A 23,848-nucleotide genomic window follows, 5' to 3' on the forward strand; every position below is an offset into this window, starting at 1 on the left:
ATGGCCGCCGCCCGCCCCGCCCGCGACCATCTCGACTGGCCCTTCTTCGGCCCCGAGCACCGCGCCTACGCCGAGCGCCTCGACGCCTTCGCCGCCGAGGGCCTCTCCGGCCTCGACCACCACGACGTCGACGGCACCTGCCGCACGCTGGTGCGCCGGCTCGGCGCCGCCGGCCTGCTCGACGTCGCCGTCGCCGCCCCCGACCGCGACGCCTCGGCGATCTCCTCGCGCGCGCTCTGCCTCGCCCGCGAGACCCTCGCCTGGCACGACGGTCTCGCCGATTTCGCCTTCGCCATGCAGGGCCTCGGCACCGGCGCCATCGCCTTCGCCGGCGCGCCCGAGCTGAAGGCCGCCGTGCTGCCGAAGGTGCGCGCCGGCGCGTTCGTCGCCGCCTTCGCGCTCTCCGAGAAGGACGCCGGCTCCGACGTCGCCGCCATGACCTGCGCCGCCCGCGCCGACGGCGACGCCTACGTGCTCGACGGCGAGAAGACCTGGATCTCCAACGGCGGCATCGCCGACGTCTACACCGTGTTCGCCCGCACCGGCGAGGCGCCGGGCACGCGCGGCATCTCCGCCTTCGCCGTCTTCGCCGACGACCCCGGCTTCTCGATCGTCGAGCGGATCGACGTGATGGCGCCGCACCCGCTCGCCACCATCCGTTTCGACGGCTGCCGCATTCCGGCCGAGCGCCGGCTCGGCGCGTCCGGCGAGGGCTTCAAGCTCGCCATGCGCACGCTCGACGTCTTCCGCGCCTCGGTCGCCGCCGCCGCGCTCGGCTTCGCCCGCCGCGCCCTCGACGAGGCGACCGCCCACGCCCGCGGCCGCCGCATGCTCGGCGCCACCCTCGCCGACCTCCAGCTCACCAAGGCCGCCCTCGGCGACATGGCGACCGGCGTCGACGCCGCCGCCCTCCTCACCTTCCGCGCCGCCTGGCGCCGCGACGTCCAGGGCCTGCCCACCACCAAGGAGGCGGCCATGGCCAAGATGACCGCCACCGAGACCGCCCAGACCGTGATCGACCGCGCCGTCCAGCTCTTCGGCGGCCGCGGCGTCCGCGTCGGCGAGACGGTGGAGCGCCTCTATCGCGAGATCCGCGCGCTCCGCATCTACGAAGGCGCCACCGAGGTCCAGAAGCTCATCGTCGCCCGCGCACTCCTCGAGGAGCCCGGGCGATGACGGGCACCGACGCCGTCGCACGCCCCACCCCGACGCTCCGCGCCGCCCCTCCCCACGAGGGGAAGGGTAGAAGAACGGCCCACGCCGGCGCCACCGATCTACCCTCCCCCCTGCGGGGAGGGTCGACGGCCAAAGGCCGGCGGGGTGGGGTCCGCGTCAACCGCCGCGACGCCCGTCCCTCCCCACCGCGCGCGGGGAACCCCGATCCCGTCGCCCCCCTGCCCGGCCACCCCACCCCGGCGCTCCGCGCCGACCCTCCCCACGAGGGGGAGGGTAGAAGGACGACCCGCGCCGGCTCCACCCCACTACCCTCCCCCTCGTGGGGAGGGTCGACGGCCGAAGGCCGGCGGGGTGGGGTACGCCTCGACCGCCGCGACGCCCGTCCCTCCCCACCGCGCGCGGGGAACCCCATTCCCGTCGAGCCCCTGCCCGGCCACCCCACCCCGGCGCTCCGCGCCGACCCTCCCCGCAAGGGGGAGGGTAGAAGAACGGCCGGCGCCACCTCACTACCCTCCCCCCTGCGGGGAGGGTCGACGGCCGAAGGCCGGCGGGGTGGGGTACGCCTCGACCGCCGCGACGCCCGTCCCTCCCCACCGCACGCGCTCAACCCCATTCCCGTCGAGCCCCTGCCCGGCCACCCCACCCCGGCGCTCCGCGCCGACCCTCCCCGCAAGGGGGAGGGCAGAACCGCGCCCCGCCCCCTCCCCCTCCCCCTCCCCCTTTCCTGATCCCCACTCCACCGGAATCCCCGCCATGCTCGACCGTCCCCCCGCCCCCCGTCCCCGTGTCCTGCAGCCCGAGGGCTGGCCGCAGCCGAAGGGTTATGCCAATGGCATGGAGGCGCGCGGGCGCGTCGTGTTCGTGGGCGGCCAGATCGGTTGGACGCCGGACATGCGGTTCGAGGCCACGGACCTCGCCGGCCAGATCCGCCAAGCCCTCCTCAACGTCGTCGCCGTGCTGGCCGAGGCCGGCGCCGGGCCCGAGCACGTCACCACCATGACGTGGTACCTGATCGACCGCCGCGACTACGCCGCCAAGCTCAAGGAGATCGGCGCGGTCTGGCGCGAGGTGATGGGCCGCAACTTCCCGGCCATGGCGGTCGTCGAGGTCTCCGGCCTCGTCGAGGACGAGGCGCTGGTCGAGATCCAGGCCACCGCCGTCGTGCCGGACTGAACCCGATGACCGACGCCGCCCCCGTGGTGACCACCCGCCGCGACGGCGCCGTCGCGGTCGTCACCATCGACTCGCCCCCCGTCAACGCCGCCTCGCACGCCGTCCGCGCCGGGCTCGTCGCCGCGATCGCCGGCGCGAACGCCGACCCGGACGTCCGTGCCGTCGTGATCGCCTGCGCCGGCCGCAGCTTCGTCGCCGGCGCCGACGTCCGCGAGTTCGGCCGGCCCCCCGAGCCGCCGCGACTGACCGACGTCTGCGACGCCATCGAGGCGTCGGCAAAGCCCGTCGTCGCCGCGCTGCACGGCACCGCGCTCGGCGGCGGGCTCGAGATCGCCCTCGCCTGCCACGCCCGGATCGCCGCCCCGGGCGCGCGGATGGGGCTGCCCGAGGTCAAGCTCGGCATCGTCCCCGGCGCCGGCGGCACCCAGCGGCTGCCGCGCCTCGTCGGCGTGCCCCGCGCGATCGAGATGGCGACCTCCGGCCGCCCGGTCGACGCCGCCGACGCGCTCGCGAGCGGCCTCGTCGACCGCATCGCCGGCCCCGACCTCCTCACGGAGGCCGTCGCCCTCGCCGCCGACCTCGACGCCCCGCGCCGCACCGGCGACCGCCCCGTCCCCGCCTTCGACCGCGCCGCCGTCGAGGCCGTCGTCGCCAAGGTCGAGGCCCGCGCCCGCGGCCGGATCGCGCCCGGCGAGGCCGCCCGCCTCGTGCTCGCGAGCGCCGACCTGCCGCTCCGCGACGGCCTCGCCCGCGAATGGGAGACGGTCGCGCGCCTCAAGGAGACCGATCAGGCGAGGGCGCTCCGCCACGTCTTCTTCGCCGAGCGCGAGGCTGCGCGCGTCCCCGGGCTCGACGGCGTCGCCCCGCGCGCGGTCACCACCGTCGGCGTCGCCGGCTGCGGCCTGATGGGCTCCGGCATCGCCGCGGCCGCCGCCGACGCCGGCTGCGCGGTGATCGTGGTCGAGCGCGACGAACCCGCCGCCGCCGCCGGCCGCGACCGCCTCGCCGCGCTCTACGACCGCCGCGTCGCCACCGGCCGCCTCGCCGCCGCCGAGCGCGACGCCCGGCTCGGCCGCATCGCCGTCTCGGCCGATCGCGCCGCCTTCGCCGCCGCCGACCTCGTCGTCGAGGCGGTGTTCGACGACCTCGACGTCAAGCGCGAGCTGTTCGCGGCCCTCTCGGCCATCGTCCGGCCCGACGCCATCCTCGCCACCAACACCAGCTACCTCGATCCCGACGCCATCGCCGCCGTGGTCGCCGACCCCGGCCGTGTCGTCGGCCTGCACTTCTTCTCGCCGGCCGACGTGATGCGCCTCGTCGAGGTGGTCCGCACCGGCGCCGTCGCGCCCGACGTGCTCGCCACCGCGATCGCCGTCGCCAAACGCCTCGGCAAATTGCCGGTGGTCACCGGCGTCTGCGAGGGCTTCGTCGGCAACCGCGTCTTCTCTGCCTATCGCGACGAGGCCGAGCGGCTGCTGCTCGACGGCGCGTACCCCGAGACGATCGACGCTGCCATGGAGGCGCACGGCCTCGCCATGGGTCCGTTCGCGGTGTTCGACCTCGCCGGCCTCGAGATCGCCCGGGCCCGACGCGAGCGCCTGCGCGCCGCCGGCCGCCTCTCCCCGGCGCCGACCATCGCCGACCGGCTCTGCGAGCGCGGCCGCCTCGGCCGCCGGGCCGGCCGCGGCTGGTACGCCTACGATGGCGGCGAGCGCCGCGTGGATCCCGAGGTGACCGCCCTGGTCGAGGCCGCCTCGGCCGAGGCCGGCGTCGCCCGCCGCGTCGTCGCCGCCGACGAGATCGTCCGCCGCCTCGTCGGCGCCATGGCCCGCGAAGGCCGCGCCCTCGTCGACGAGGGCATCGCGCAACGCGCCTCCGACGTCGACCTCGTCATGATCGCCGGCTACGGCTATCCCGACTGGCGCGGCGGCCCGATGTTCGAGACGGCGGCGGCGGGTTGAGGTTCATACCAGTCTCGCACGGTCCCGACTCGTCGGGACCGTGCGAGGTTTCGGCCATCCGGCCGGCGCCCGGTCGGGCGCTCCTCGCCCGTAAAGCTCCGACCACAGGTCGGAACTTTGCGAGCTCGGGATCAGTCCTCGCCCGCGGTCAGATGCGCGGCGACCGAGGCCTTGACGACGCCGAGGTCGCGCAGCGTCGCCGCCACCAGCCGCGGCTCGACGTCGGCGAGCATGTCGGAGAGCCAGCCCTCGTGGGCATGCGCCATGGCGGCGAAGGTGTCGCGGCCCTTGGCCGTCAGCCGCGCCACCGTGACCCTACGGTCGCCGTCGGCGGATTCGCGGCTGATCAGCCCGTCGCTCTCGAGCCGGTCGACGAGCCCGGTGACGTTGCCGTTGGTCACCATCATCCGTTTGGAAAGTTCGCCGAGCCGGAGTCCGGCCGGCTCGCGGTCGAGCTGCGCCATCAGGTCGAACTGCGGCAGCGTCATGCCGAACTGCGCCCTGAGCCGCCGGCGCACCTCCTGGCTGATCAGGTTGGTGGTCGAGAGCATCCTGAGCCACAGCCGGAGCTCCTGCTTGTGGCCCTCCGGCGTGCCCTTGACGATGATCTCGAGGTCGACGTTGCCGCTGTCCTGGTCCATGCCGCGATCCCGTGTCCGGCCATCAGGATTACGGAGGGATATTTCAAATGTCAAAGAGTGGGGTGGTAGGCAGTAGGCAGTAGGGCTTGGGCAGTCGGGCTTCGGCAGTCGGCAGTCGGCAGTCGGGCTTCGGCAGTAGGCTGTCGGACTTCGGCAGTCGGCAGTCGGACTTCGCCGGCCGACGGCATGCCCCGGCCCATCCCCCCTCGCACGGAAGCCCGCCCTGCCCTCTCCCCCCTTGTGGGGGAGAGTTGAAGAGGGGGTTCCCCACGTGTCCGCCGGTGCGGCGGTGGAGGCGTCGCACACCCCTCTCCCTGACCCTCCCCCACGAGGGGGGAGGGAATCCGTCGCGGCGGTGGCGGCCGGTAGCTCCGAGTCCCGCGGCCGAGACCCGACGGCCCCGCCGACCGCCGACCGCCGCCCCGAAGCCCGACTGCCGACTGCCGACTGCCGAAGCCCCCCGCCTACCGCCCCGCCAACATCTTCCCCACCATGTACCCCGACCCCGCCCCCGTGCCCGCGCCCGGCCAGGTGAACGCCCCGCACATGTGCAGTCCCTTGACCGGCGTCGCGTAGCGCGACCAGCCCGGCACCGGGCGGAACAGGAAGTTCTGGTCGAGGTGGTGGCTGCCCGAGAGGTTGTCGCCGCCGACGAGGTTGGGGTTCTCGCGTTCGAGGTCGAGCGGGGAGAACACGGCGCGGCCGAGGATCTTCGCCCGCGTGCCGGGAGCGTAAGTCTCGAGGAGGTCGAGGACGCGCCCGGCGTAGGCGTCCTTCGCGCCGTCCCAGTCGCGCGCGGCGATGGTGCCGGCGGCGTCGCCGCGGATCTCGGCCGGCAGCACGCGGACCTGGATCCACAGCACGTGCTTGCCGGCGGGGGCGCGCGAGGGATCGATCGCGGTCGGCTGGCCGACCACCAGCACCGGCTCGGCCGGCAGGAGGCCCGCGCTCGCCTCCGCGTAGACGCGCGCCATCATCGCCATGTCCGGGGCGACGTGGACATAGGCGAAGCGGCGGAGGTCCGCCCCGGCGCGCCAGTCCGGCAGGTCGTCCATGGCGAGGTGGATCATCATCGTGCCCGGCCCGGCGCGGAAGCGCGCCACCTTGGCGTCGAAGTCGGCGCGGGCGGAATCGGGCGGCAGCAGCCGGCCGAACAGCAGCTTGGGGTGGACGTTGGCGATCACGGCGCGCTTGGCCTTGAGCAGGCGGCCGTCGGCGAGCCGCACGCCGGTCGCCCGGCCGCCGTCCGTCTCGATCCGCTCCACCGCCGTGCCGAGGATCAGTTCGCCGCCCTTCGCCGCCAGCGCGCCGGTCATCGCCTTGACGATGGTGTCGGCGCCGCCCTGGCCGATCACCATGCCGAAGGCCTGGTTGGCCATCGATTCCAGATAGGGGAACAGCGCGCCGCCGGCGACGTCGGGTGCGAAGTCGAGATGCAGCCCCCAGGCCGCCATCATCGTCTTCACCGCGGGATCCTCGAAGCGGGCGTCGAGGAAGTCGCGCGGCGAAGCGAGCAGCAGCCGGGCGGTATCGTGGAGCCAGCCGGTGCCGCGCCGGCGCCAGGCCTTCCACAGCACCTTGGCGGCGGCGAGCGAGGGCATCGGCGCGCCGAGCAGGCCGAAGATGTGCGGGGCGTCGGCGCCGAAGCCGGCCAGCATCGCCTTCCACGCTTCGGCGTCGGCCGGCGAGCGCGCGGCGATGCCTGCGACGGTCTTGTCGAGATCGGTGGAGACGCCGAGGTGGGTGCCGTCGCGGAACACGCTGGCGAAGCAGTCGGCCGCCGGCACGAAGCCGAGGCCGTGGGCGGAGAGCAGATCGCGGTGCTCGGCGAGGAAGCCGGACCCGGCGAACATCGACAGGTTCATCGCCGCGACGTCGTGGCGGAAGCCCGGCAGCGTCAATTCGCGCGTCTTCACCGCGCCGCCCGGCTCGTCCGCACGCTCCACCACCGCGACCTTCCAGTCGCGGGTGGCGAGATGCACCGCCGCCGCCAGACCGTTGTGTCCCGCGCCGACGACGATCGCGTCGTAGTCCATCGTCCGAACCTCCCGCCGAGCCGATCCTCGAAACTCCCATATGCATACATCTCTCGGCCGCCGCTGCAACAGCGCGGACGCGGGCGCGGCGGGCCGGCGAGGCCGGCGCTCCGTCCACGAACCGCACCGTTCCGCGGTGGTCGGCGGCGAAGCTCCGGCTCGGCGCGGCCCCTCGACACTCGGCCGGAGCGCGCCCCGATACTTGCAATCCCATATTTCGGGCGTAGGATGCCCTCCGGACGCGTCCGAGATGCCGCCACCCGGGACCACGGGCGGCGGACGGCGGAGGAAGGCCGTCGGGCGCCCGTTCCGGATCTTGCCAGGGGACGACATCCATGAGTTCCAGCCAAAGCCTCGCCGGCCTCGCGTCGGCCCTCCTCTCGGGCGCCGTCAAGGTGGTCGACCTGACCGCCCCGCTCGGCCCGGAGACGCCGGTGATCTTCCTGCCGCCGCAGATCGGCAAGAACACGCCGCCGGTGAAGGTGCACACCATCTCCCATTACGACGGCGACGGCCCCTACTGGGCCTGGAACTGGCTGGAGCTCGGCGAGCACACCGGCACCCACTTCGACGCCCCGGTGCATTGGATCACCGGCAAGGACTACGCCGACGGCACCACCGACCGCATCCCGCCGCAGAACTTCGTCGCCCCGGTCAACGTGATCGACCGCTCGAAGGAAGCCGCGGAGAACCCGGACTACCTGCTCACGGTCGAGAGCATCCAGGCCTGGGAGGCCGAGCACGGCGCCATCGAGGCCGGCTCCTGGGTGGTGCTGCGCACCGACTGGTACAAGCGCAACGGCTCGACCGAGACCTTCCTCAACGCCGACGCCAACGGCCCGCATTCCCCCGGGCCCACCGCCGAGGCGATCGAGTACCTGCTCTCCAAGGGCATCGTCGGCTGGGGCTCCGAGACGGTCGGCACCGACGCCGGCTCGGCCGGCGGCATGAACCCGCCCTTCCCGGCCCACAACCTGATGCACAAGGCCAACAAATACGGCCTCGCCAGCCTCTGCCACCTCGACCAGCTCCCGGCCAAGGGCGCCGTCCTGATCGCCGCCCCGCTGAAGTTCGTCAACGGCACCGGCTCGCCGGTCCGCGCGCTCGCCCTCGTCCCGGCCTGACGGCCGGCCGCACGGCGAAGTCCACCGGCGGGCGCCCCGGCGCCCGCCGGCTCCAACCACGGCGCCACCGCGCTCCCTCTCCCCTCGCGGAATCCCCCGCGCTCCTTCTCCCCTCGCGGGAGAAGGTGCCGGCAGGCGGATGAGGGGGAACCGCGACGGCGTCCGACTTGGCCCGTCCCCACCCCGCCCGTGCCCCACTCCCGGAGCCCCCATGTCCGAACCTGACTACGTGATCGTCGGCAGCGGCATCAACGCGCTGGTCGCGGCGGCGATGCTCGGCCGGAAGGGCCGCCGGGTCGTGGTGCTGGAGCGCAACGATCGCATCGGCGGCTGCATCCGCACCGAGGAGATCACGGCCCCGGGCTTCGTCCACGACGTCATGGCCACCACCTTCGTGCTGTTCCTGCTGTCGCCGGCCTATGCCGCGCTCGGCAAGGACCTCGAGGCGCGGGGTCTCTCCTTCTCCCACACCGACACGCCGACCGCCGTGCTCCGGCCGGACGGCTCCCACGTGGTCTTCACCAAGGACCGCGCCCGCAACGTCGCCGCCTTCGAGGCGCTCGCCGCCGGCGACGGCGCCGCCTTCGCCCGCGAGATGGACGGCCTCGGCGCCGACGCGTCCTTCCTGTTCGCGCTGCTCGGCGGCTCGCTGTGGTCGGCGCCGATCTTCAAGGCGGTGGCGAAGGAGGCCCTGCGGCGCGGTCCGCGCGGGCTCATGGCCTGGTTCGGCGAGCAACTCGTCACCGCCCGTGCCCACCTCGAGGGCGCCTATGCGTCCGAGGCGCTGCGCGCGCTCTGGGCGCCGTGGGTGCTGCACACCGGCCTCGGCCCGGAGAGCGCCTATTCCGGCGCCATGGCCCGGGTGATCGCCTTCGCCATCGAGATCGCCGGCTGCCCGATCGTCACCGGCGGCGCCCGCAACGCGCTTTCCGCCTTCGAGCGGCTGATCGTCGACCAGGGCGGCTCCATCCACACCGGCGCCGACGTCGTCGGCATCGTGCCCGGCCCGGGCGACCGCGCCGCCGGCGTCCGCCTCGCCGGCGGTGAGACGATCACGGCCCGCCGCGGCGTGATCTGCTCGGTCGCGCCCGACCAGCTCTACGGCCGCCTGCTCGCCGACTTCCCCCGCCCGGTGCCGGCAGAGGTCACCGCCGGCCTCGCCCGCTACCGCTGGGGCAAGGGCAACGTCCAGATCCACTACGCGCTCTCCGCCCCGCCGCGCTGGAAGGCCGGGCCGGCCCTCGACAAGGTCGCGCTGATCCACCTGACGCCCGGCCTCGACGGCGTCTCGCGCGCCGCCAACGAGGCCGAGCGCGGCCTGCTGCCGGCCGAGCCCACCATCTGCGTCGGCCAGCCGACCGCGCTCGATCCCTCGCGCGCGCCGGACGGCAAGGCGATCCTGTGGCTGCAACTGCCCGAGGCGCCGCGCGTCATCAAGGGCGACGCCGCCGGCTCGATCGACGTCCCCGCCGACGGCCGCTGGACCGAGGCGGTGCGCGAGGCCTACGCCGACCGCGTCGAGGCGCTGCTCGCCGCCCACGTCGAGAACTTCCGCGACGGCGTGATCGCCCGCCGCGTCTACTCGCCGGCCGACCTCCAGGCGATGAACGTCAACCTCGTCGGCGGCGACCCCTACGGCGGCTTCTGCGGCCTCGACCAGTTCTTCCTGTGGCGGCCGTTCAAGTCGTCGATCAACCACCGCACCCACGTCGACGGGCTCTGGCACATCGGCGCCTCGACCCACCCGGGCCCCGGCCTCGGCGGCGGCTCCGGCTTCCTGCTCGGTTCGGCGCTGAAATGACACCGAGCGCGCAAGCCTCCTGCCTCGGGCCGGAGGCTTGCGCGCGAGAGGCGCCCGGCCGGGCGCCGGCCGCAAGGCCGAAACCCCGTTGCGTCCCGATGCATCGGGACGTCACGGGACAGGAACGAGACCTCGGGGGGACGGCGACATGGACGAGCGCTTCACGGGCGGCATCCTCGGCGGCGACGGCGTCGATCCCGCCACGCGCCCGACCCTCGGCGAGATCGGGCTCAACCACTTCGCGCCCTATCTGATGAACCGGGTCATGGCGCGCTGGAACGCCAACCTCGCCGAGGACCTCAAGGCGCACGACCTCACCACTACCAAGATGCGCGCGCTCGCGGTGCTGTGCCTGTCGGGCAGCCTGACCATCAACGAGCTGTCGGTCTACGCCGTCACCGAGCAGTCGACCATGAGCCGCACCCTCGACGCCCTCGAGGACCAGGGCCTGATCCGCCGCGTCCCCCGCCCCGAGGACATGCGCGTGCGCGACGTCTCGGTCACCGAGGAGGGCCGCGCCGCCTTCGACAGCTTCTGGCCGGTGATGTACGAGGACTTCCGCGCCCTGTTCGACGGTGTCGACGACGAGGAGTACCGAGCCTTCGTCGCCACCCTCCACAAGCTGCTCAGGAACATCCGCAAGCACGAGCTGTGAGGGCGGTTCAGCTGCCACCCTCCATCGCCTTCCGCCACGCGTCGACGAAGTCTGGCACTTGGGCCACGCCGCCATCCTTGGGGCCCGCGAGCTTGAAGGGCACAGGCTGGCAGAAGCCGTCCTCGCATGACGTCTGAAATGCACCCGCGCCTGGAGGCGCATTCGTTGCTCCCGGTGCGCCCAACGAGTTCTCACCGAGCAACTTGATCGCCTGATCGAGCACCGCGGGATCGGCCTTCGCCTTGACCGCGGCCGCGATCTCAGCGTTGGTGGCGCCGAGCCGGAGCATCTTGGCTCGGAGCGCAACCGCCTTGGCCACGTCCGGGCTGTCGGATACGTCGATCGGCGTTTCGGGTGGCGGGTTCAGATGGGCGATCACCGCCGGCTTGATCGCGACCGACAGGATCCCGGTGACGAGGCAGGCGACGAACAGCGCGCCCGCCGACTTCGACACCAGTTCGATCTTGTCCCGGTTCTCCGGCTTGCCCAGATCCGCCTTCGACAAACCGAACGCGCCGACGGCGGCCGTCAGCCCGAACAGCAGCGGCAACAGCGTCCCGGCGATCGGCGTCGAGGAGAAGATCAGCAGGGCGCCCGTCAACGCCCCCAGGCTGGCGAATCCGAAGATCGACGACTTCAAAGGCATGGCCGCCCCTCCGCAACCGAGGGCCGATGGTTGCAGATGTGCACGCGCGTCACAAGGCCGTACCCGCGTGCGGCGCGTTCCCGCCCCCCGCCCCCGGCACGCGCCCTGCCCTTCAGGAAATATTTCCCGGCTTCCCGCTGGCGGCGCAAAGCGGTTTCGCTATTCTTCTCCCCCGAGGGACGGGCGTGCGGAGGAGCCGCCCGGCGAGGAAACGGGGATGGAGATGATGAAGCGTGGCGGTATCGGCCGCGGCCCGCTGGTCGCGGCGCTGCTCCTGGCGTCGGCCCTCGTCGGACCCGCGGCGGCCGAGGATGCGCCGGCGAGCGCGGCGGAGAGCAGCTGGCCGGCCCTGTCGGCCGACGTGTTCGGTGGTCGCCCGATCGGCGACGGCACCGGCCTGATCGCGCTCGCCGCCCCGGTCAACCACCCCGACGCCGGCGCCATCCCGGTCACGATCACCACGGCCGGCCCCGCCGCCGGCCCGGACCGGATCGAGAAGCTGACGCTGATCGTCGACGAGAATCCCTCGCCGGTGGTCGCCAGCTTCGACGTCGCCGACGGCGCGGTCCTCGCCAAGGTCGAGACCACCATCCGCGTCAATCGCTTCTCGAGCGTCCACCTCGTCGCCGAGACCGCCGACGGCCGGCTGCTCGCTGTCGAGCGCTTCGTCAAGGGCTCCGGCGGCTGTTCGGCCCGCGGCGTCGAACTGCGCGAGGCGGCGCTGAAGGACCTCGGCGAGATGGCCTTCTCCGAGATCGGCCGCACCCCGCGCGCCGACGGCTCGCTCGAGCGACAGGTCGAGATCTCCGTCCAGCACCCGAACTACACGGGCATGCAGATGGACTACGTCACGCTCTACTACATCCCGGCCCACTTCATGACCGAGATGGCGCTGGCGCAGGACGGCCGCCCGCTGGTGACGATCGAGAGCGGCATCTCGGTGTCGGAGAACCCGCATTTCCGCATCACCTACGCCACGCCGAGCCGCGGCAAGGACCTCGCCGTCGACGTGTCCGACAGCGAGGGCCTGCGCTTCCACCGCGCCTTCCCGCTCGACGCCTCCGGCACCTGAGGGGGAGCGGCTCGCCGGAACCGCCCGCGCATCTGCCTTACCCTGAACAACCCCACCGCGTCCCCTTGTAACTTCCCCTGTGCCGCAGTTGGTATAGTGCCGGTTGCGGTGGCGGACGGGAGACCGGGAGCCCTTTGGGACATCAAGCCCGTGGGGGAGCGAGGGTCTTCGTCCGCCGTTCCATCGAACCCGAACAGTCGCTTGGGCCGCTCGAAGCGAAGCCCGCTTGCGCAAGGATGGGATCGGATGGACGCCCTCGACATCGGCATCGACGTCTCCAAGGATCGGCTGGACGTCGCTGCGACCACGGCCTCGTTCGCCGCCTTCAGCGTGTCGCGCGACGGAGATGGGTTGGCCGCCTTGGTCGATCGGCTGAAGCCGCTCGGCCCGGGCAGGATCGCACTCGAGGCCACGGGCGGCTTCGAGACGGTCGTCGTGGCCGCCCTGGCGGGAGCGGGGCTTCCCGTCGTCGTGGTCAATCCGGCCCAGGTCAGGGCCTTTGCCCGGGCCTTGGGCAAGCGGGCGAAGACCGACGCGATCGACGCCGCCGTCATCGCCCACTTCGCCGCGGCGACCCGGCCGCCCGTGCGGCCCCTGCCGGACGCCGAAACCGAGGCCCTGGCCGATCTCGTGGCCAGACGCCGGCAGATCGTGGCCATGATCGGTGCGGAGAACCAGCGCCTCGACCGCGCCTCGGCGCGCATGCGCAAGAGCATCCTGCGGCTCCTGAAGGCGCTGCAGAAGGAACTGGACGACATCGACGGCGACATCGACGCCACCGTCCGACGCTCGCCGAATTGGCTGGCGAAGGCCGAGCTGCTCACATCCGTCCCGGGGATCGGCGACCAGATCGCCCGAACCCTCCTTGCCGAGCTGCCGGAACTCGGCACGCTCGACCGCCGCCGGATCGCGGCGCTCGTCGGCCTGGCGCCCTGGACGCGGCAATCCGGACAATGGCGCGGCAAGAGCTTCATCGGCGGCGGCCGAGCGCCGGTCCGATCCGCCCTGTTCATGGGCGCCATGGTCGCCAGCCGATGGAAAGAGACCCTCAAGGCCTTCCGCGACAAGCTCGTCGCAGCCGGCAAGCCGAAGCTCGTCGCCCTCGTCGCCGTCGCTCGAAAGATCCTCACCATCCTCAACGCCATCCTCCGGGACAGCCAACCATGGCGCGCACAAGACGCTTGACCACCAAGACAGTCGCTCCCCCCTTGCGGGGGGAGGGACAGGGAGAGGGGTTCACCCGGCATAGAACGTACCGGCGGTCGAAGCCCCGCGTACCCCTCTCTCCAATTCTCCCCCACAAGGGGGGAGAGGGCCCGCCGAGCGGATGGCCGGCGGTGCGGCTCGCGAAAACCGTTCTCAGCGGATACGCCCTGGCGTCCGCCGCAACCTGAACCTCGCAACCGCGTCCCCTCCCCCCTGGAGGGGGAGGGACAGGGAGAGGAGGCAACCGCCGCGACATTTGTCCAAGCGACAGAATGACGAGGCGGCAGACCGTACGTCTCTCGGCGTCGGCCCCCTCTCTCCAACTCTCCCCCTCCAGGGGGGAGAGGGCCGGTCGAGGATGGGGTCGACGGTGCGGCTCGCGACCAACGCAGTCGCGTCGACGACCAGCGCCGTCCGAGACCCGAAGCCCGACTGCCGACTGCCGACTGCCGAAGCCCTACTGCCTCCCCCCTGCCCCCTTCACAACGTCCCCACCGTCTTCAGCGCCCCGTCGAGCGCCACGCCGGCCTCGTCGAGCAGGGCGGCCTGCCGGAGCCGCGCGAGCCAGACCGCGCCATCCTCGCGCGGGATCAGCGTCGGCAGCGCGGAGAGCACGCGGTCGAACTTGGAGACGCCGCGGGCGTGGGTGTCGGAATAGCCCTTGACCAGCCGGCGGCAGCCGAGCACCTCGACGGCGAGGTCGTAGTTGGCCGGGAGCGTCGCCGAGGCGGTGGCGAGCCAGGCTTCGCGGTGGGCGGTCTCGCGGGCGTGGCGGAGCGAGCCGCGGCGGCGGCCGCGCAGGCCCGCGACCATGTAGAGCCCGAGGAACCAGAACAGCGTGTGCGTCTTCACGCGGCGGCCGCGGTTCACCACCCGGTCGAGCGCGCGGTAGAGCCGCGGGCGGTTCTCGATGAAGAGACCGAGCCGCTCCGGCAGGGTGCCGCAGACCTCCTCCATGCGCGGGTGCATGTACTCGGTGGTGTGCAGCACCTGGCCCTCGCGCACGCCGACCTCGCGGCGCACACGGGCGAGCCGGGCGGCGCGGGTCTTGAGGTCGGCGACGCGGACGACGTCGTCGTAGGCCATTGCGACCGCGACGTATTTCGCCGCCGCCACCGTGAAGGCGAAGCCGCGCTCGGCGCCGCCGGCGGCGACGTCCTCGCCGTGCAGCCGGCGGACGCGGTCGAGATACTCGCCGGCGTAGTCGGGGTCCTGGTAGGCGGTGAGCGTCTTGACGCCGGCGAACAGCATCGCCCGCGCCGCTTCCGGGAACTCCGCGCGGATGCGGTGGACCAGCCGGTCGAGCGCGGGATGGCCGGCGGTCTCCGGCACGGCGTCGAGCCGCTTCGGCGCCGTGCGCGCCACCGCCTCGCGCGGCTTGTCGCGGACGCGGTCGGCGGCGACGCGGAAGGCCTTCAGGCTCGCCTCGACGCCCTTGCCGCCGGCGCCGATCGTCGCCTCGAAGGCCTCGCGCGGGAAGGGCAGCACGCCGGAACCGGCGAGCGCGCCGAACATCGAGGCCGAGATCACGCTGCCGTTCGCCTTGGCCACCGCCTCCATGTCGAAGGCGATGGTGCGCTTGGCCGCGAAGTCGGTGGCGGCGACGACCACGCCGGGGTCGCCGACGCCGTCGCCGGGACGCTCCTTCTCGACCACCGCGAAGGAGCGGTGTGTCGAGGCGATCAGCGTGGTGCGGTCGGGCGTGACGAGGCCGCGCAGGACCGAGCGCCCCGCCTCCATCAGTTCGGCGGCCATCACGACGTCGACGTCGCCCGGCGTCGGCATCAGCGAAAGCACCGGCGCGCGCCCGTCCTTCGCCGGCAGCATCTCGACGTAGTAGATGGTGGCGCCGGTGCGCTGGGCGACGCCCGGCACCGATGTGGTCTGCGCCATCCACCCCTCAGCTTCGGCGAGGGCGACGATCCAGTCGGCGAGCACGCCGCCGCCCTGACCGCCCATGGCGAGGATGGCGATCGACAGCGGCCGGTCGGTGGAGAGGCGCGCGGGGAAGGTCTCGTGCCGCGTCATGGGCGTGGGCTCCGGGTTCACTCGGCGAAGACGACGCGGCGCGCCGCGCGGCGGCGCTGCAGCCAGGCGATGACCGTGCCGCGGACGCGGTCGAGCAGCAGGTCCCAGCGGGTCGGGTTGTGCACCACCTCGGCCTTGTAGAAGGACGGGCACAGCACCGCGGCCTCGGCGACCTCGCCGCAATTGCCGCAGCCGACGCAGTTCTCGTCGATGGCGGCGACCGGATCGTCCTTCAGCGGATCGTCGGTGTGCTTGACCGTCAGCGACGGGCAGCCGGACAGGCGGATGCAGGCGTGGTCGCCGGTGCAGACGTCCTCGTCGACGCCGAACTTCTCGCGCACCACGCGCCGGCCGTCCTTGACCGCCTTGGCGAACAGCGGCTTCACCCGGCGCTGCTTGTTCAGCATGCACTCGGAGGAGGCGACGATGATCTTCGGTCCGGGCGCGTCGGTGGTTAGCGCCTCGCGCAGCGTGTCGCGCATTTTGCCGACGTCGTAGGTGCGGTCGATCTGGCGCACCCAGGTGGCGCCGACGCCCTTCACGGCGGCGACGATCGAGTTGTTGGTCTTGCGCCGCGGGTTGAGCGCGCGCGAGGACAGGATGTCCTGCCCGCCGGTGGCGGCCGAATAATAGTTGTCGACGACCAGGATCACCCCGTCCTGCTTGTTGAAGACGGCGTTGCCGACCGACGAGTTCAGGCCGTTGTGCCAGAAGCCGCCGTCGCCCATCACCGAGATCGGGCGCTTGTCGGCCTCGACGTTGAAGGCCGACGCCGAGGCGGGCCCGAGGCCGTAGCCCATGGTGGTGGCGCCGATGTTGAACGGCGGCAGGATCGAGAACAGGTGGCAGCCGATGTCGGCCGAGACGTGGTGTCGGCCGAGTTCCTGCTCGACCAGCTTCATCGCCGCGAAGATCGGCCGCTCCGGACAGCCGACGCAGAAGCCGGCCGGCCGGGCCGGCACCACCTCGGCCAGCGCCTTGACCTTGGGGTCGGCGAGCACGCCGGACGGGTCCGGCAGCGGCGGCTGGTTGCCGAGCAGCGGCCGGGCGTTGGCCTCGACGAACTGCCGGAGCCCCTTGGTCAGCACCGGCGTGGTGTATTCGCCGCCCATCGGCAGCACGTCCTTGCCCGACACCCTCGTCTGGATGTCGCGGCGACGCAGGATGGTGCTCAGCGCCTGCTCGATGTACTCGGGCGCGCCCTCCTCGACCACCACCACCGCCTTCTTGGACGCGCAGAAGGCGACCAGCTCGTCCTCGATCAGCGGATAGGTCACGTTCATCACGTAGAGCGGCACCGCCGTCTCGCCGTAGACGTCCGCGAGGCCGAGAAGTTGCAGGGCGCGCATGACGTTGTTGTACATGCCGCCCTGGAGCACGATGCCGATCTCGGCCGTCTCCGGTCCGAACAGCTCGTTGAGCTTGCGGCTCTTGACGAACTCCACCGCGGCCGGCCAGCGCCGCTCGAGCTTGTCCTTCTCCTGCAGGAAGGAGGCCGGCGGCAGCACGATGCGGTTGACGTCGCGCACCGGGTTCTCGACCGCCTCCTTCAGCGTGAAGGCCGGCTTGCGGTTGGCCTTGGCGACGAACTGGCCGTGGACGTGGCAGGTGCGGATGCGCACCTCCAGCATCACCGGCGTGCTCGACGCCTCGGAGAGCTCGAAACCCTCCTCGACCATGCGCACCACGGTCGGCAGGTCGGGTCGCGGGTCGAGCAGCCACATCTGCGACTTCATCGCGTAGGCGTGGCTGCGCTCCTGCATGATCGAGGAGCCCTCGCCGTAGTCCTCGCCGATCACGATCAGCGCGCCGCCGGTGACGCCGGACGACGACAGGTTGGAGAGCGCGTCGGCGGCGACGTTGGTGCCGGCGGTCGACTTCCAGGTCACCGCACCGCGCACCGGATACATCACCGAGGCCGACAGCATCGCCGCCGCGGTCGCCTCCGAGGCCGACGATTCGAAGTGGACCCCGAGGTCCTCCATGACGTCCTTGGCGTCGGCCAGCACGTCCATCAGGTGCGAGATCGGCGAGCCCTGGTAGCCGCCGACGTAGGAGACGCCCGACTGCAGCAGCGCCTTGGTGATCGCGAGGATGCCCTCGCCGCGGAAGATCTCGCCCTCGCCGAGCTTCAGGTCCTCGACTTCGCGGGCAAACGAACGCTCTGCCATATCGGGCCTCCCGGGGGAGATCGCCGCCCTCGACGACGATCGCTTGCAAATTCATATTTCCGTCGCGCCGGACCTGTCAACCGATCCCGATCGTCCAATCGGCGTGCCCGGCACGCCCTTCCCGCAATGCAGCGCGCCCCGGCCCGCCCGATCGCTGCGCGGCCGACGCCGACCCTGGCCCCGGCCTACTCGCGTCGTCGCCGCAATTATATGCACACGCATTCATCTCGACCGCTCGAGGCGGCGGCGATTTGCCTTGCGCCGCGCCGCCGGATGCCCACAGATTCCCCTTGGCAGCGGCCGACTTGTTATTTTAAGCTTGAAACAACGACACGGGGAAAACCCCGGTCACAGGGTCTGCCGGCGCCATGCCGGCCGAGAAGATGAGGGGAGAGGGTTCCATGCTGACGCCGTCCCGTCGTCAGGCGCTCGCATTGGGCGCCGGCGGTTTCCTGGCCACGCTCGTCACCGGCCGCGGCATCGCCCGCGCCGCCGAGGGCGGCACGCTCACCATCGCCTACAACGTCAACCTGCCGTCCTTCGACCCGACCGTGGGTCCGTCGGCGGTCAACCCGACGATCCAGGCGATCTACCGCTCGATCTTCGACCAGTTCGTCGGCCAGGCGCCGGACCTGTCGTTCCAGCCCGGCCTCGGCCTCCTCACCGAGTGGGGCTGGAACGAGGACAAGACCAAGATCCACATGACCGTGCGCGAGGGCGTCACCTGGCACGACGGCTCGCCCTTCACGGCCGAGGACGTGGTGTGGTCGCTCCAGCGCGCCGCCGACGAGAAGACCGGCAACCCGATCCAATTCGTCTGGTCGACCGCCGGCAACTACGTCGTCGACGGCAACAAGATCACCGCCGACGTGCTGCGCTTCGAGCCGACCTTCTTCAAGTGGATGGCCTTCCTCACCGGCTACGTGCTGCCGAAGGCCTATTACGAGAAGGTCGGGCCGGAGGGCTTCGAGAAGAAGCCCGTGGGCACCGGGCCCTACATGGTCGACGCCTACGAGGGCAACGCCTTCCTGCGCCTCAAGGCCAACCCGAACTGGTACGGCGGCAAGCCGGCCTTCGACACCGTGGTGTTCAAGTTCGTGCCGGACGCCACCAGCCGCGTCGCCGAGATCGAGTCCGGCTCCTCGGACGTCACCCTCGAGGTGCCCTACGAGGAGTTCGACCGCCTGATCGAGATCGAGGGCCTCGCCGGCTCGGCGACGCCGATCTCCGACATCGGCATGATCTTCCTGAACGACGTCGACGCGATGCTGGACAAGAACGTCCGCCTCGCCGCCCACCACGCCATCGACAAGGAAGCCATCGTCAAGCGGCTGCTGCTCGGCTACGGCGTGCCGATCGACACGCTCGAGGCGCCGGAATACGCCGCCTACGACGCTTCCATCAAGGTCGGCTACGACCCGGAGAAGGCCAAGGAACTCCTGAAGGCCTCGGGCTTCTCGACCGAGAACCCGGTCAAGTTCAGGATCCAGACGACGCGCGGCTTCAAGCCGAAGGACTACGAGATGGTCCAGGCGATCGTCGGCATGTGGCGCAAGGTCGGCATCGAGGCCGAGATCGAGGTCTACGAGATCGCCAAGCACTACGAGCTGCGCGCCGCCGACCAGCTCGCCCCGGCCGCCTTCTACAATTGGGGCAACGCCATCGGCGACCCGACCACGTCGACCGGCTTCGCCATGTTCGGCCCCTCGCCCCACTCGGTCTGGGACACCGACGACCTCGACGCCATGATCGCCCCGCTCTGGGGCGAGAAGGACGAGGAAAAGCGCATCGCCGGCTGGAAGGCGGTCGACAAGTACATCGCAGAAGAGGGCTACGTCATCCCGCTGCTGCAGTACGTCCAGCCGGTCGTCTACAAGGCGAGCCTCAAGGTCACCCCCAACGTCTCCGGCGCCCTCCAGCCGACGCTGATCGCGCCCGGCGCCTGACGGGCGGGGCGCACGCGGCCGCCTCGCTTCCGCCCGATCGCCGGGCGGAGGAGTCGCCACCGCCGAGCGGATTGCCTACCGGCAGGTCAAGCCGTGCCCGCTTCCCGGTTCGCCGTACCCCTTCCACCGCGTCCCCTCCCCCTTGGAGGGGGAGGGACAGGGAGAGGGGGCCACCCGCGCCGACGCCGGCCGACGTCGCCGGCGAGGGCACCCGGAAGCCGCACGGCGTCTGCCCCCTCTCCCCAACCCTCCCCCTCCAGGGGGGAGGGGGCAGGTCGATCGGGTGGAAGCGGGAAGCGCAGGACGACGACGGGGCTGAAGGACGGAGGCAGAACTGCCGACGCTCGGCAATCGACACTCTCCTTCCGATTGCCGAAGCCCCACTTCCGACTGCCGACTGCCGACTGCCGACTGCCGACTGCCGAAGCCCTACTGCCTACTGCCCCCTCCCCCCACCCTCTCCCCCACCCCCGTCCCCGCCATGCTCGCCGTCGCCGCCCTCAACCGTCTCCTGATGGCCCTCGCCACGCTCTTCGGCGTCGCCGTGGTGGTGTTCGTGCTCTTGCGCGTCGTCCCCGGCGATCCGATCGCGATGATGATCGCGCCCGGCGCCAGCCCCGCCGACGTCGCGGCGCTGCGCGCCCGCTACGGGCTCGACGCCTCGATCCCGGTGCAGTTCTTGGTCTGGCTCGGCGCCGTCGCCGGCGGCGACTTCGGCACCTCGATCTCGCTGCGGCGCGACGTGCTGGAGCTCCTGGCCGAGCGGCTGCCGGCGACGCTCGAGCTCGCCGTCGCCGCGCTCGCCTTCGCGCTGGCGCTCGGCGGCACCGTGGCGGTGGTCGGCACGCTGGCGCGCCGCACGATCGGCGAGACGGTAGTCGACACCGTCAACGGCGTGTTCCTGGCGGTGCCCGACTTCGTCTGGGCGCTGGCGCTGGTGCTCCTCCTCGGCGTCGTCTTCCCGGTGTTCCCGCTGTCCGGCCGGATCGACCCCGGCGCCGACGTCGCCTTCGCGACACGCTTCTACCTGACCGAGAGCCTCGTCACGCTCCGCTTCGACGTCTTCCTCGGCATCCTCGCGCACATGGCGATGCCGGTGCTGGCGCTCGGCTTCCCGTTGGCGGCGGTGATCGCGCGGGTGCTGAAGGGCGCGCTCGCCGAGGCGATGGTGCAGGATTACGTGCTGCTCGCCCGCCTCAAGGGCATGTCGGACCTCCGGCTGATCCTGCAGGAGGCGCTGCGCAACGCCATCGGCCCAACCCTGGCGCTGACCGGCGTGCAGTTCACCTTCCTGATCGGCGGCACGGTGATCGTCGAGCGGATCTTCTCCTATCCCGGCATCGGCAACATGGGCGTCGACGCCGTCATCAACCGCGACCTGCCGCTGATCCAGGGCCTCGTCCTCGTGTTCGGCACGCTGTTCATCCTGGTCAATCTCGCGACCGACCTCGCGGTCGCCGCCCTGAACCCGCGGCTGCGCCATGGCTGAGGCGCGCCCCCTTCCCTTCCGCCCCGCCCGCGCGCTCTACTCGACGCCGCGCCCCACCGGAGCGCAGTCATGACCGACGTCACCCACCAGGGACCGGCCCCCGCCTTGTCGAGACCCCCGCTCCGCCTCCCCGCGCCGCTGCGCGATCCCAAGGTCGTCGTCGGCGGCGGCTTCGTGCTGTTCCTGGTGGTGCTCGCGGTGTTCGCGCCGTGGATCGCGCCGAAGGACCCGCTCGAGCAGGACCTGATGCTCGGCACCCTGCCGCCGGTCGGCTTTTCCGGCGCCGAGCCCGGCTACCTCCTCGGCACCGACGACCTCGGCCGCGACGTGCTCTCGCGGGTGATCCACGGCAGCCGGGTCGCGCTCACGGTCGCCTTCGTCGCCGCCAGCCTCGCGGCGCTTGTCGGCACCGGGCTCGGCCTGCTCGCCGGCTGGTACCGCGGCTGGATCGACGTGGTGGTGTCCCGCCTCGTCGACGTCTGGATGGCCTTCCCGCCAGTGCTGCTGTCGATCCTGCTGGTGGCGGTGATCGGGGCCGGCCTGCCGGCAGTGATCGCGGCGATCGTCATCATCGACTGGACGCGCTTCTGCCGGGTGGTGCGCGCCGAGACGATGGCGCAGGCCGGCCTCGACTACGTCACCGCCGCCCGCTCGGTCGGCTTCTCGCGCGGGCGGATCCTGGTCTCGGAGATCCTGCCCAACGTGGTGCCGGTGCTGATCGCCCTCGTCAGCCTCGAGATGGGCATCGCCGTCATCGTCGAGGCGATCCTGTCCTTCGTCGGCCTGTCGGTGTCGTCGGACACGCCGACCTGGGGTGGCATGATCGCCGAGGGCCGCCAGATGGTCCGCCACGGCTGGTGGGTGCTGGCGGCGCCGCTGACGATGCTGTTCCTCACCGTCCTCGCCTTCAACCAGCTCGGCGACGGCCTGCGCCGCGCCCTCGACCCGGTGATGAAGCGATGAGCGCGCCCCTCCTGGACATCGTCGGCCTCTCAGCCGTCTCCGACCGCGACGGCGGCGCCCCGGTGCTCTCCGACGTCTCGCTGCGGCTGGAACGCGGCCGCGTCCGCGGCCTCGTCGGCGAGAGCGGCGCCGGCAAGTCCACGATCGCCAAGGCGCTGCTCGGCATCCTGCCGCGCACCGTGCGCGTCGTCGGCGGCCACGTCCTGTTCGAGGGTCGCGACCTCCTCGCCATGGCCGCCGCCGAGCGTCGCCGCGTCCTCGGCACCGAGATCGTCCTGATCCCGCAGGACCCGATGACCTCGCTGAACCCGTCGCGGCGGATCGGCGCCCAGATCGTCGACGGCCTCGTGGTCGGCCGCGGCCTCGGCCGGCGCGAGGCGACGGCGCGCGCCGCCGCCATGCTCGCCGAAGTGCAGATCCGCGATCCCGAGCGGGTGATGCGGTCCTATCCGCACGAGCTCTCCGGCGGCATGCGCCAGCGCGTGCTGATCGCTGCCGCCTTCGTGATGGAGCCGAAGCTGGTGGTCGCCGACGAGCCGACCACCGCCCTCGACGTCACCGTGCAGAAGCAGATCCTGCGCCTGATCCGCGGCCTGCAGGAGGCCCACGGCACCGCCGTCGTCTTCGTCACCCACGATCTCGGCGTCGTCGCCAAGATCTGCGACGACGTCACGCTCCTGTGGACCGGCCGCGTCGTCGAGGCCGGCCCGGTCGAGGCGATGCTGACGCGCCCGACCCACCCCTACACCCGCGCGCTGATCGCCGCGAGCCCGCGTCACGACCGTCCCGAGGAGGGCCTCGCGCCCGTGCCCGAGGCGGTGTTCGCGGGGCTCCGCCGCGAGGCCGCCGCGCTCGACGGAGAACCGCGCCATGGCCGCTGACCTGATCGTCGCCACCGGCGTCGAGGTCGTCTACGGCGCCCGCCGCGGCCTGTTCGGCGACCGGCCCGGCACCCGCGTCCTGCACGGCGTCGACGTCCGCGTCGGCCGCGGCGAGACCGTCGGCATCGTCGGCGAGAGCGGTTCGGGCAAGACCACGCTCGGCCGCGCCCTGATCCGCCTCGTCGAGCCCTCGGCCGGCCGCGTCGTCTTCGACGGCACCGACGTCACGCACATGGGCGAGGACGCGCTCCGGCCGCTGCGCCGGCGCATGCAGATGATCTTCCAGGACCCGATGGCCTGCCTCAACCCGCGGCACACCATCCGGCGCATCCTCGAGGGCCCGCTCCGCCTGCACGGCCTCGCCACCGACGCGATTTCCGCCGGCCGGCGCGTCGCCGCCATGCTCGACAAGGTCGGCCTGCCGCAGGCGGTGCTGGAGCGCCATCCCCACGAACTCTCCGGCGGCCAGCGCCAGCGCGTCGGCATCGCGCGCGCCGCGGTGCTGGAGCCCGATTTCGTGCTCGCCGACGAGATCGTCTCCGGCCTCGACGTCTCCACCCAGGCCCAGGTGCTGCGCCTGCTCAAGGACCTCTCGGCCGACATGGGCCTCTCCATGGCCTTCATCAGCCACGACCTCTCCGTCGTCCGCGCCGTCTGCGACCGCGTCTACGTGATGCGCCACGGCGTGATCGTCGAGGAGGGCCGCTGCGAGGAGCTGTTCGCCGCGCCGAAGGCCCCCTACACCCGCGCGCTGATCGACGCCGTGCCGCTGCCCGAGATCGACCCGGGCTGGCTCGATCGCCGCACCGACTTCGAGGACGCCGCCTGACCCGGACGGTCGGCGGCGGAACGGACGACATCCACGACACCGGCACCGGG

Annotated in this window: 18 protein-coding genes; 13 read left to right on the forward strand and 5 right to left on the reverse strand. The window is 72.3% G+C overall.

Annotated elements, in window-relative coordinates; genetic code table 11:
• The 3 genes from EDD54_RS08230 (at nucleotide 1) to EDD54_RS08240 (ending at nucleotide 4,310) form a co-directional block, all read left to right on the forward strand.
• Nucleotides 1–1,176: an acyl-CoA dehydrogenase family protein gene (locus tag EDD54_RS08230; RefSeq protein WP_126541526.1), complete on the forward strand. Its 1,176-nt coding sequence runs from the start codon at nucleotides 1–3 to the stop codon at nucleotides 1,174–1,176.
• Nucleotides 1,177–1,929: 753 nt separating this feature from the next.
• Nucleotides 1,930–2,349: a RidA family protein gene (locus EDD54_RS08235; protein WP_133673974.1), complete on the forward strand. Its 420-nt coding sequence runs from the start codon at nucleotides 1,930–1,932 to the stop codon at nucleotides 2,347–2,349.
• A 5-nt stretch (nucleotides 2,350–2,354) separates the two neighbouring features.
• Nucleotides 2,355–4,310: a 3-hydroxyacyl-CoA dehydrogenase NAD-binding domain-containing protein gene (locus tag EDD54_RS08240; protein ID WP_126541524.1), complete on the forward strand. Its 1,956-nt coding sequence runs from the start codon at nucleotides 2,355–2,357 to the stop codon at nucleotides 4,308–4,310.
• A gap of 131 nt (nucleotides 4,311–4,441) precedes the next feature.
• Here EDD54_RS08240 and EDD54_RS08245 read toward each other — a convergent pair whose 3' ends face one another.
• Both EDD54_RS08245 and EDD54_RS08250 read right to left on the reverse strand, forming a co-directional pair.
• Nucleotides 4,442–4,951, reverse strand: a complete 510-nt coding sequence (locus tag EDD54_RS08245) for a MarR family winged helix-turn-helix transcriptional regulator (protein WP_245515667.1) — start codon at nucleotides 4,949–4,951, stop codon at nucleotides 4,442–4,444.
• Nucleotides 4,952–5,415: 464 nt separating this feature from the next.
• Nucleotides 5,416–6,987 carry a phytoene desaturase family protein gene (locus EDD54_RS08250; RefSeq protein ID WP_126541523.1) on the reverse strand — a complete coding sequence of 524 codons (1,572 nt, stop codon included), beginning with the start codon at nucleotides 6,985–6,987 and terminating at the stop codon, nucleotides 5,416–5,418.
• Nucleotides 6,988–7,322: 335 nt separating this feature from the next.
• On the opposite strand from EDD54_RS08250, the gene EDD54_RS08255 reads away from it, so the two are divergent.
• The 3 genes from EDD54_RS08255 (at nucleotide 7,323) to EDD54_RS08265 (ending at nucleotide 10,567) form a co-directional block, all read left to right on the forward strand.
• Complete coding sequence (locus EDD54_RS08255; RefSeq protein ID WP_126541522.1) at nucleotides 7,323–8,111, forward strand: cyclase family protein; 789 nt, start codon at nucleotides 7,323–7,325, stop codon at nucleotides 8,109–8,111.
• 211 nt (nucleotides 8,112–8,322) lie between these two features.
• Nucleotides 8,323–9,912 carry a phytoene desaturase family protein gene (locus tag EDD54_RS08260; protein WP_126541521.1) on the forward strand — a complete coding sequence of 530 codons (1,590 nt, stop codon included), beginning with the start codon at nucleotides 8,323–8,325 and terminating at the stop codon, nucleotides 9,910–9,912.
• A 148-nt stretch (nucleotides 9,913–10,060) separates the two neighbouring features.
• The gene (locus EDD54_RS08265) at nucleotides 10,061–10,567 is read left to right on the forward strand and encodes a MarR family winged helix-turn-helix transcriptional regulator (RefSeq protein WP_126541520.1); all 507 of its coding nucleotides are present in this window, start codon (nucleotides 10,061–10,063) and stop codon (nucleotides 10,565–10,567) included.
• A 7-nt stretch (nucleotides 10,568–10,574) separates the two neighbouring features.
• On the opposite strand, the gene EDD54_RS08270 is transcribed toward EDD54_RS08265, so the two are convergent.
• A complete protein-coding gene (locus EDD54_RS08270; protein WP_126541519.1) occupies nucleotides 10,575–11,213 on the reverse strand; it encodes a hypothetical protein in 639 nt (212 codons plus the stop codon).
• A gap of 217 nt (nucleotides 11,214–11,430) precedes the next feature.
• Here EDD54_RS08270 and EDD54_RS08275 point away from each other — a divergent pair, with 217 nt between their 5' ends.
• Both EDD54_RS08275 and EDD54_RS08280 read left to right on the forward strand, forming a co-directional pair.
• A complete protein-coding gene (locus EDD54_RS08275) occupies nucleotides 11,431–12,285 on the forward strand; it encodes a quinoprotein dehydrogenase-associated SoxYZ-like carrier (RefSeq protein WP_165644356.1) in 855 nt (284 codons plus the stop codon).
• A gap of 246 nt (nucleotides 12,286–12,531) precedes the next feature.
• A complete protein-coding gene (locus EDD54_RS08280; RefSeq protein ID WP_126541517.1) occupies nucleotides 12,532–13,470 on the forward strand; it encodes an IS110 family RNA-guided transposase in 939 nt (312 codons plus the stop codon).
• Nucleotides 13,471–13,971: 501 nt separating this feature from the next.
• Here the strand turns inward: EDD54_RS08280 and EDD54_RS08285 are convergent.
• Complete coding sequence (locus EDD54_RS08285) at nucleotides 13,972–15,519, reverse strand: indolepyruvate oxidoreductase subunit beta family protein (RefSeq protein WP_126541516.1); 1,548 nt, start codon at nucleotides 15,517–15,519, stop codon at nucleotides 13,972–13,974.
• Nucleotides 15,520–15,536: 17 nt separating this feature from the next.
• A complete protein-coding gene (locus EDD54_RS08290; protein ID WP_126541515.1) occupies nucleotides 15,537–17,690 on the reverse strand; it encodes a ferredoxin family protein in 2,154 nt (717 codons plus the stop codon).
• A 401-nt stretch (nucleotides 17,691–18,091) separates the two neighbouring features.
• Here EDD54_RS08290 and EDD54_RS08295 point away from each other — a divergent pair, with 401 nt between their 5' ends.
• The 5 genes from EDD54_RS08295 to EDD54_RS08315 all read left to right on the forward strand — a co-directional run bounded on the left by EDD54_RS08295 (nucleotide 18,092) and on the right by EDD54_RS08315 (nucleotide 23,798).
• Entirely contained in the window at nucleotides 18,092–19,636 is a 1,545-nt protein-coding gene (locus EDD54_RS08295; protein WP_126541514.1) for an ABC transporter substrate-binding protein, read from the forward strand.
• 481 nt (nucleotides 19,637–20,117) lie between these two features.
• Entirely contained in the window at nucleotides 20,118–21,125 is a 1,008-nt protein-coding gene (locus tag EDD54_RS08300) for an ABC transporter permease (protein ID WP_126541513.1), read from the forward strand.
• 69 nt (nucleotides 21,126–21,194) lie between these two features.
• On the forward strand, nucleotides 21,195–22,088 hold the full coding sequence (locus EDD54_RS08305; RefSeq protein ID WP_126541512.1) for an ABC transporter permease: 894 nt from the start codon (nucleotides 21,195–21,197) through the stop codon (nucleotides 22,086–22,088).
• Nucleotides 22,085–22,969, forward strand: a complete 885-nt coding sequence (locus EDD54_RS08310; RefSeq protein ID WP_126541511.1) for an ABC transporter ATP-binding protein — start codon at nucleotides 22,085–22,087, stop codon at nucleotides 22,967–22,969. Before EDD54_RS08305 ends, EDD54_RS08310 begins: the two co-directional genes overlap by 4 nt.
• On the forward strand, nucleotides 22,959–23,798 hold the full coding sequence (locus tag EDD54_RS08315; protein WP_126541510.1) for an ATP-binding cassette domain-containing protein: 840 nt from the start codon (nucleotides 22,959–22,961) through the stop codon (nucleotides 23,796–23,798). Before EDD54_RS08310 ends, EDD54_RS08315 begins: the two co-directional genes overlap by 11 nt.
• The last annotated feature ends 50 nt before the right edge of the window (nucleotides 23,799–23,848 follow it).

Origin of the sequence: Oharaeibacter diazotrophicus (genome assembly GCF_004362745.1) — a bacterium.
GTDB lineage: Bacteria > Pseudomonadota > Alphaproteobacteria > Rhizobiales > Pleomorphomonadaceae > Oharaeibacter > Oharaeibacter diazotrophicus.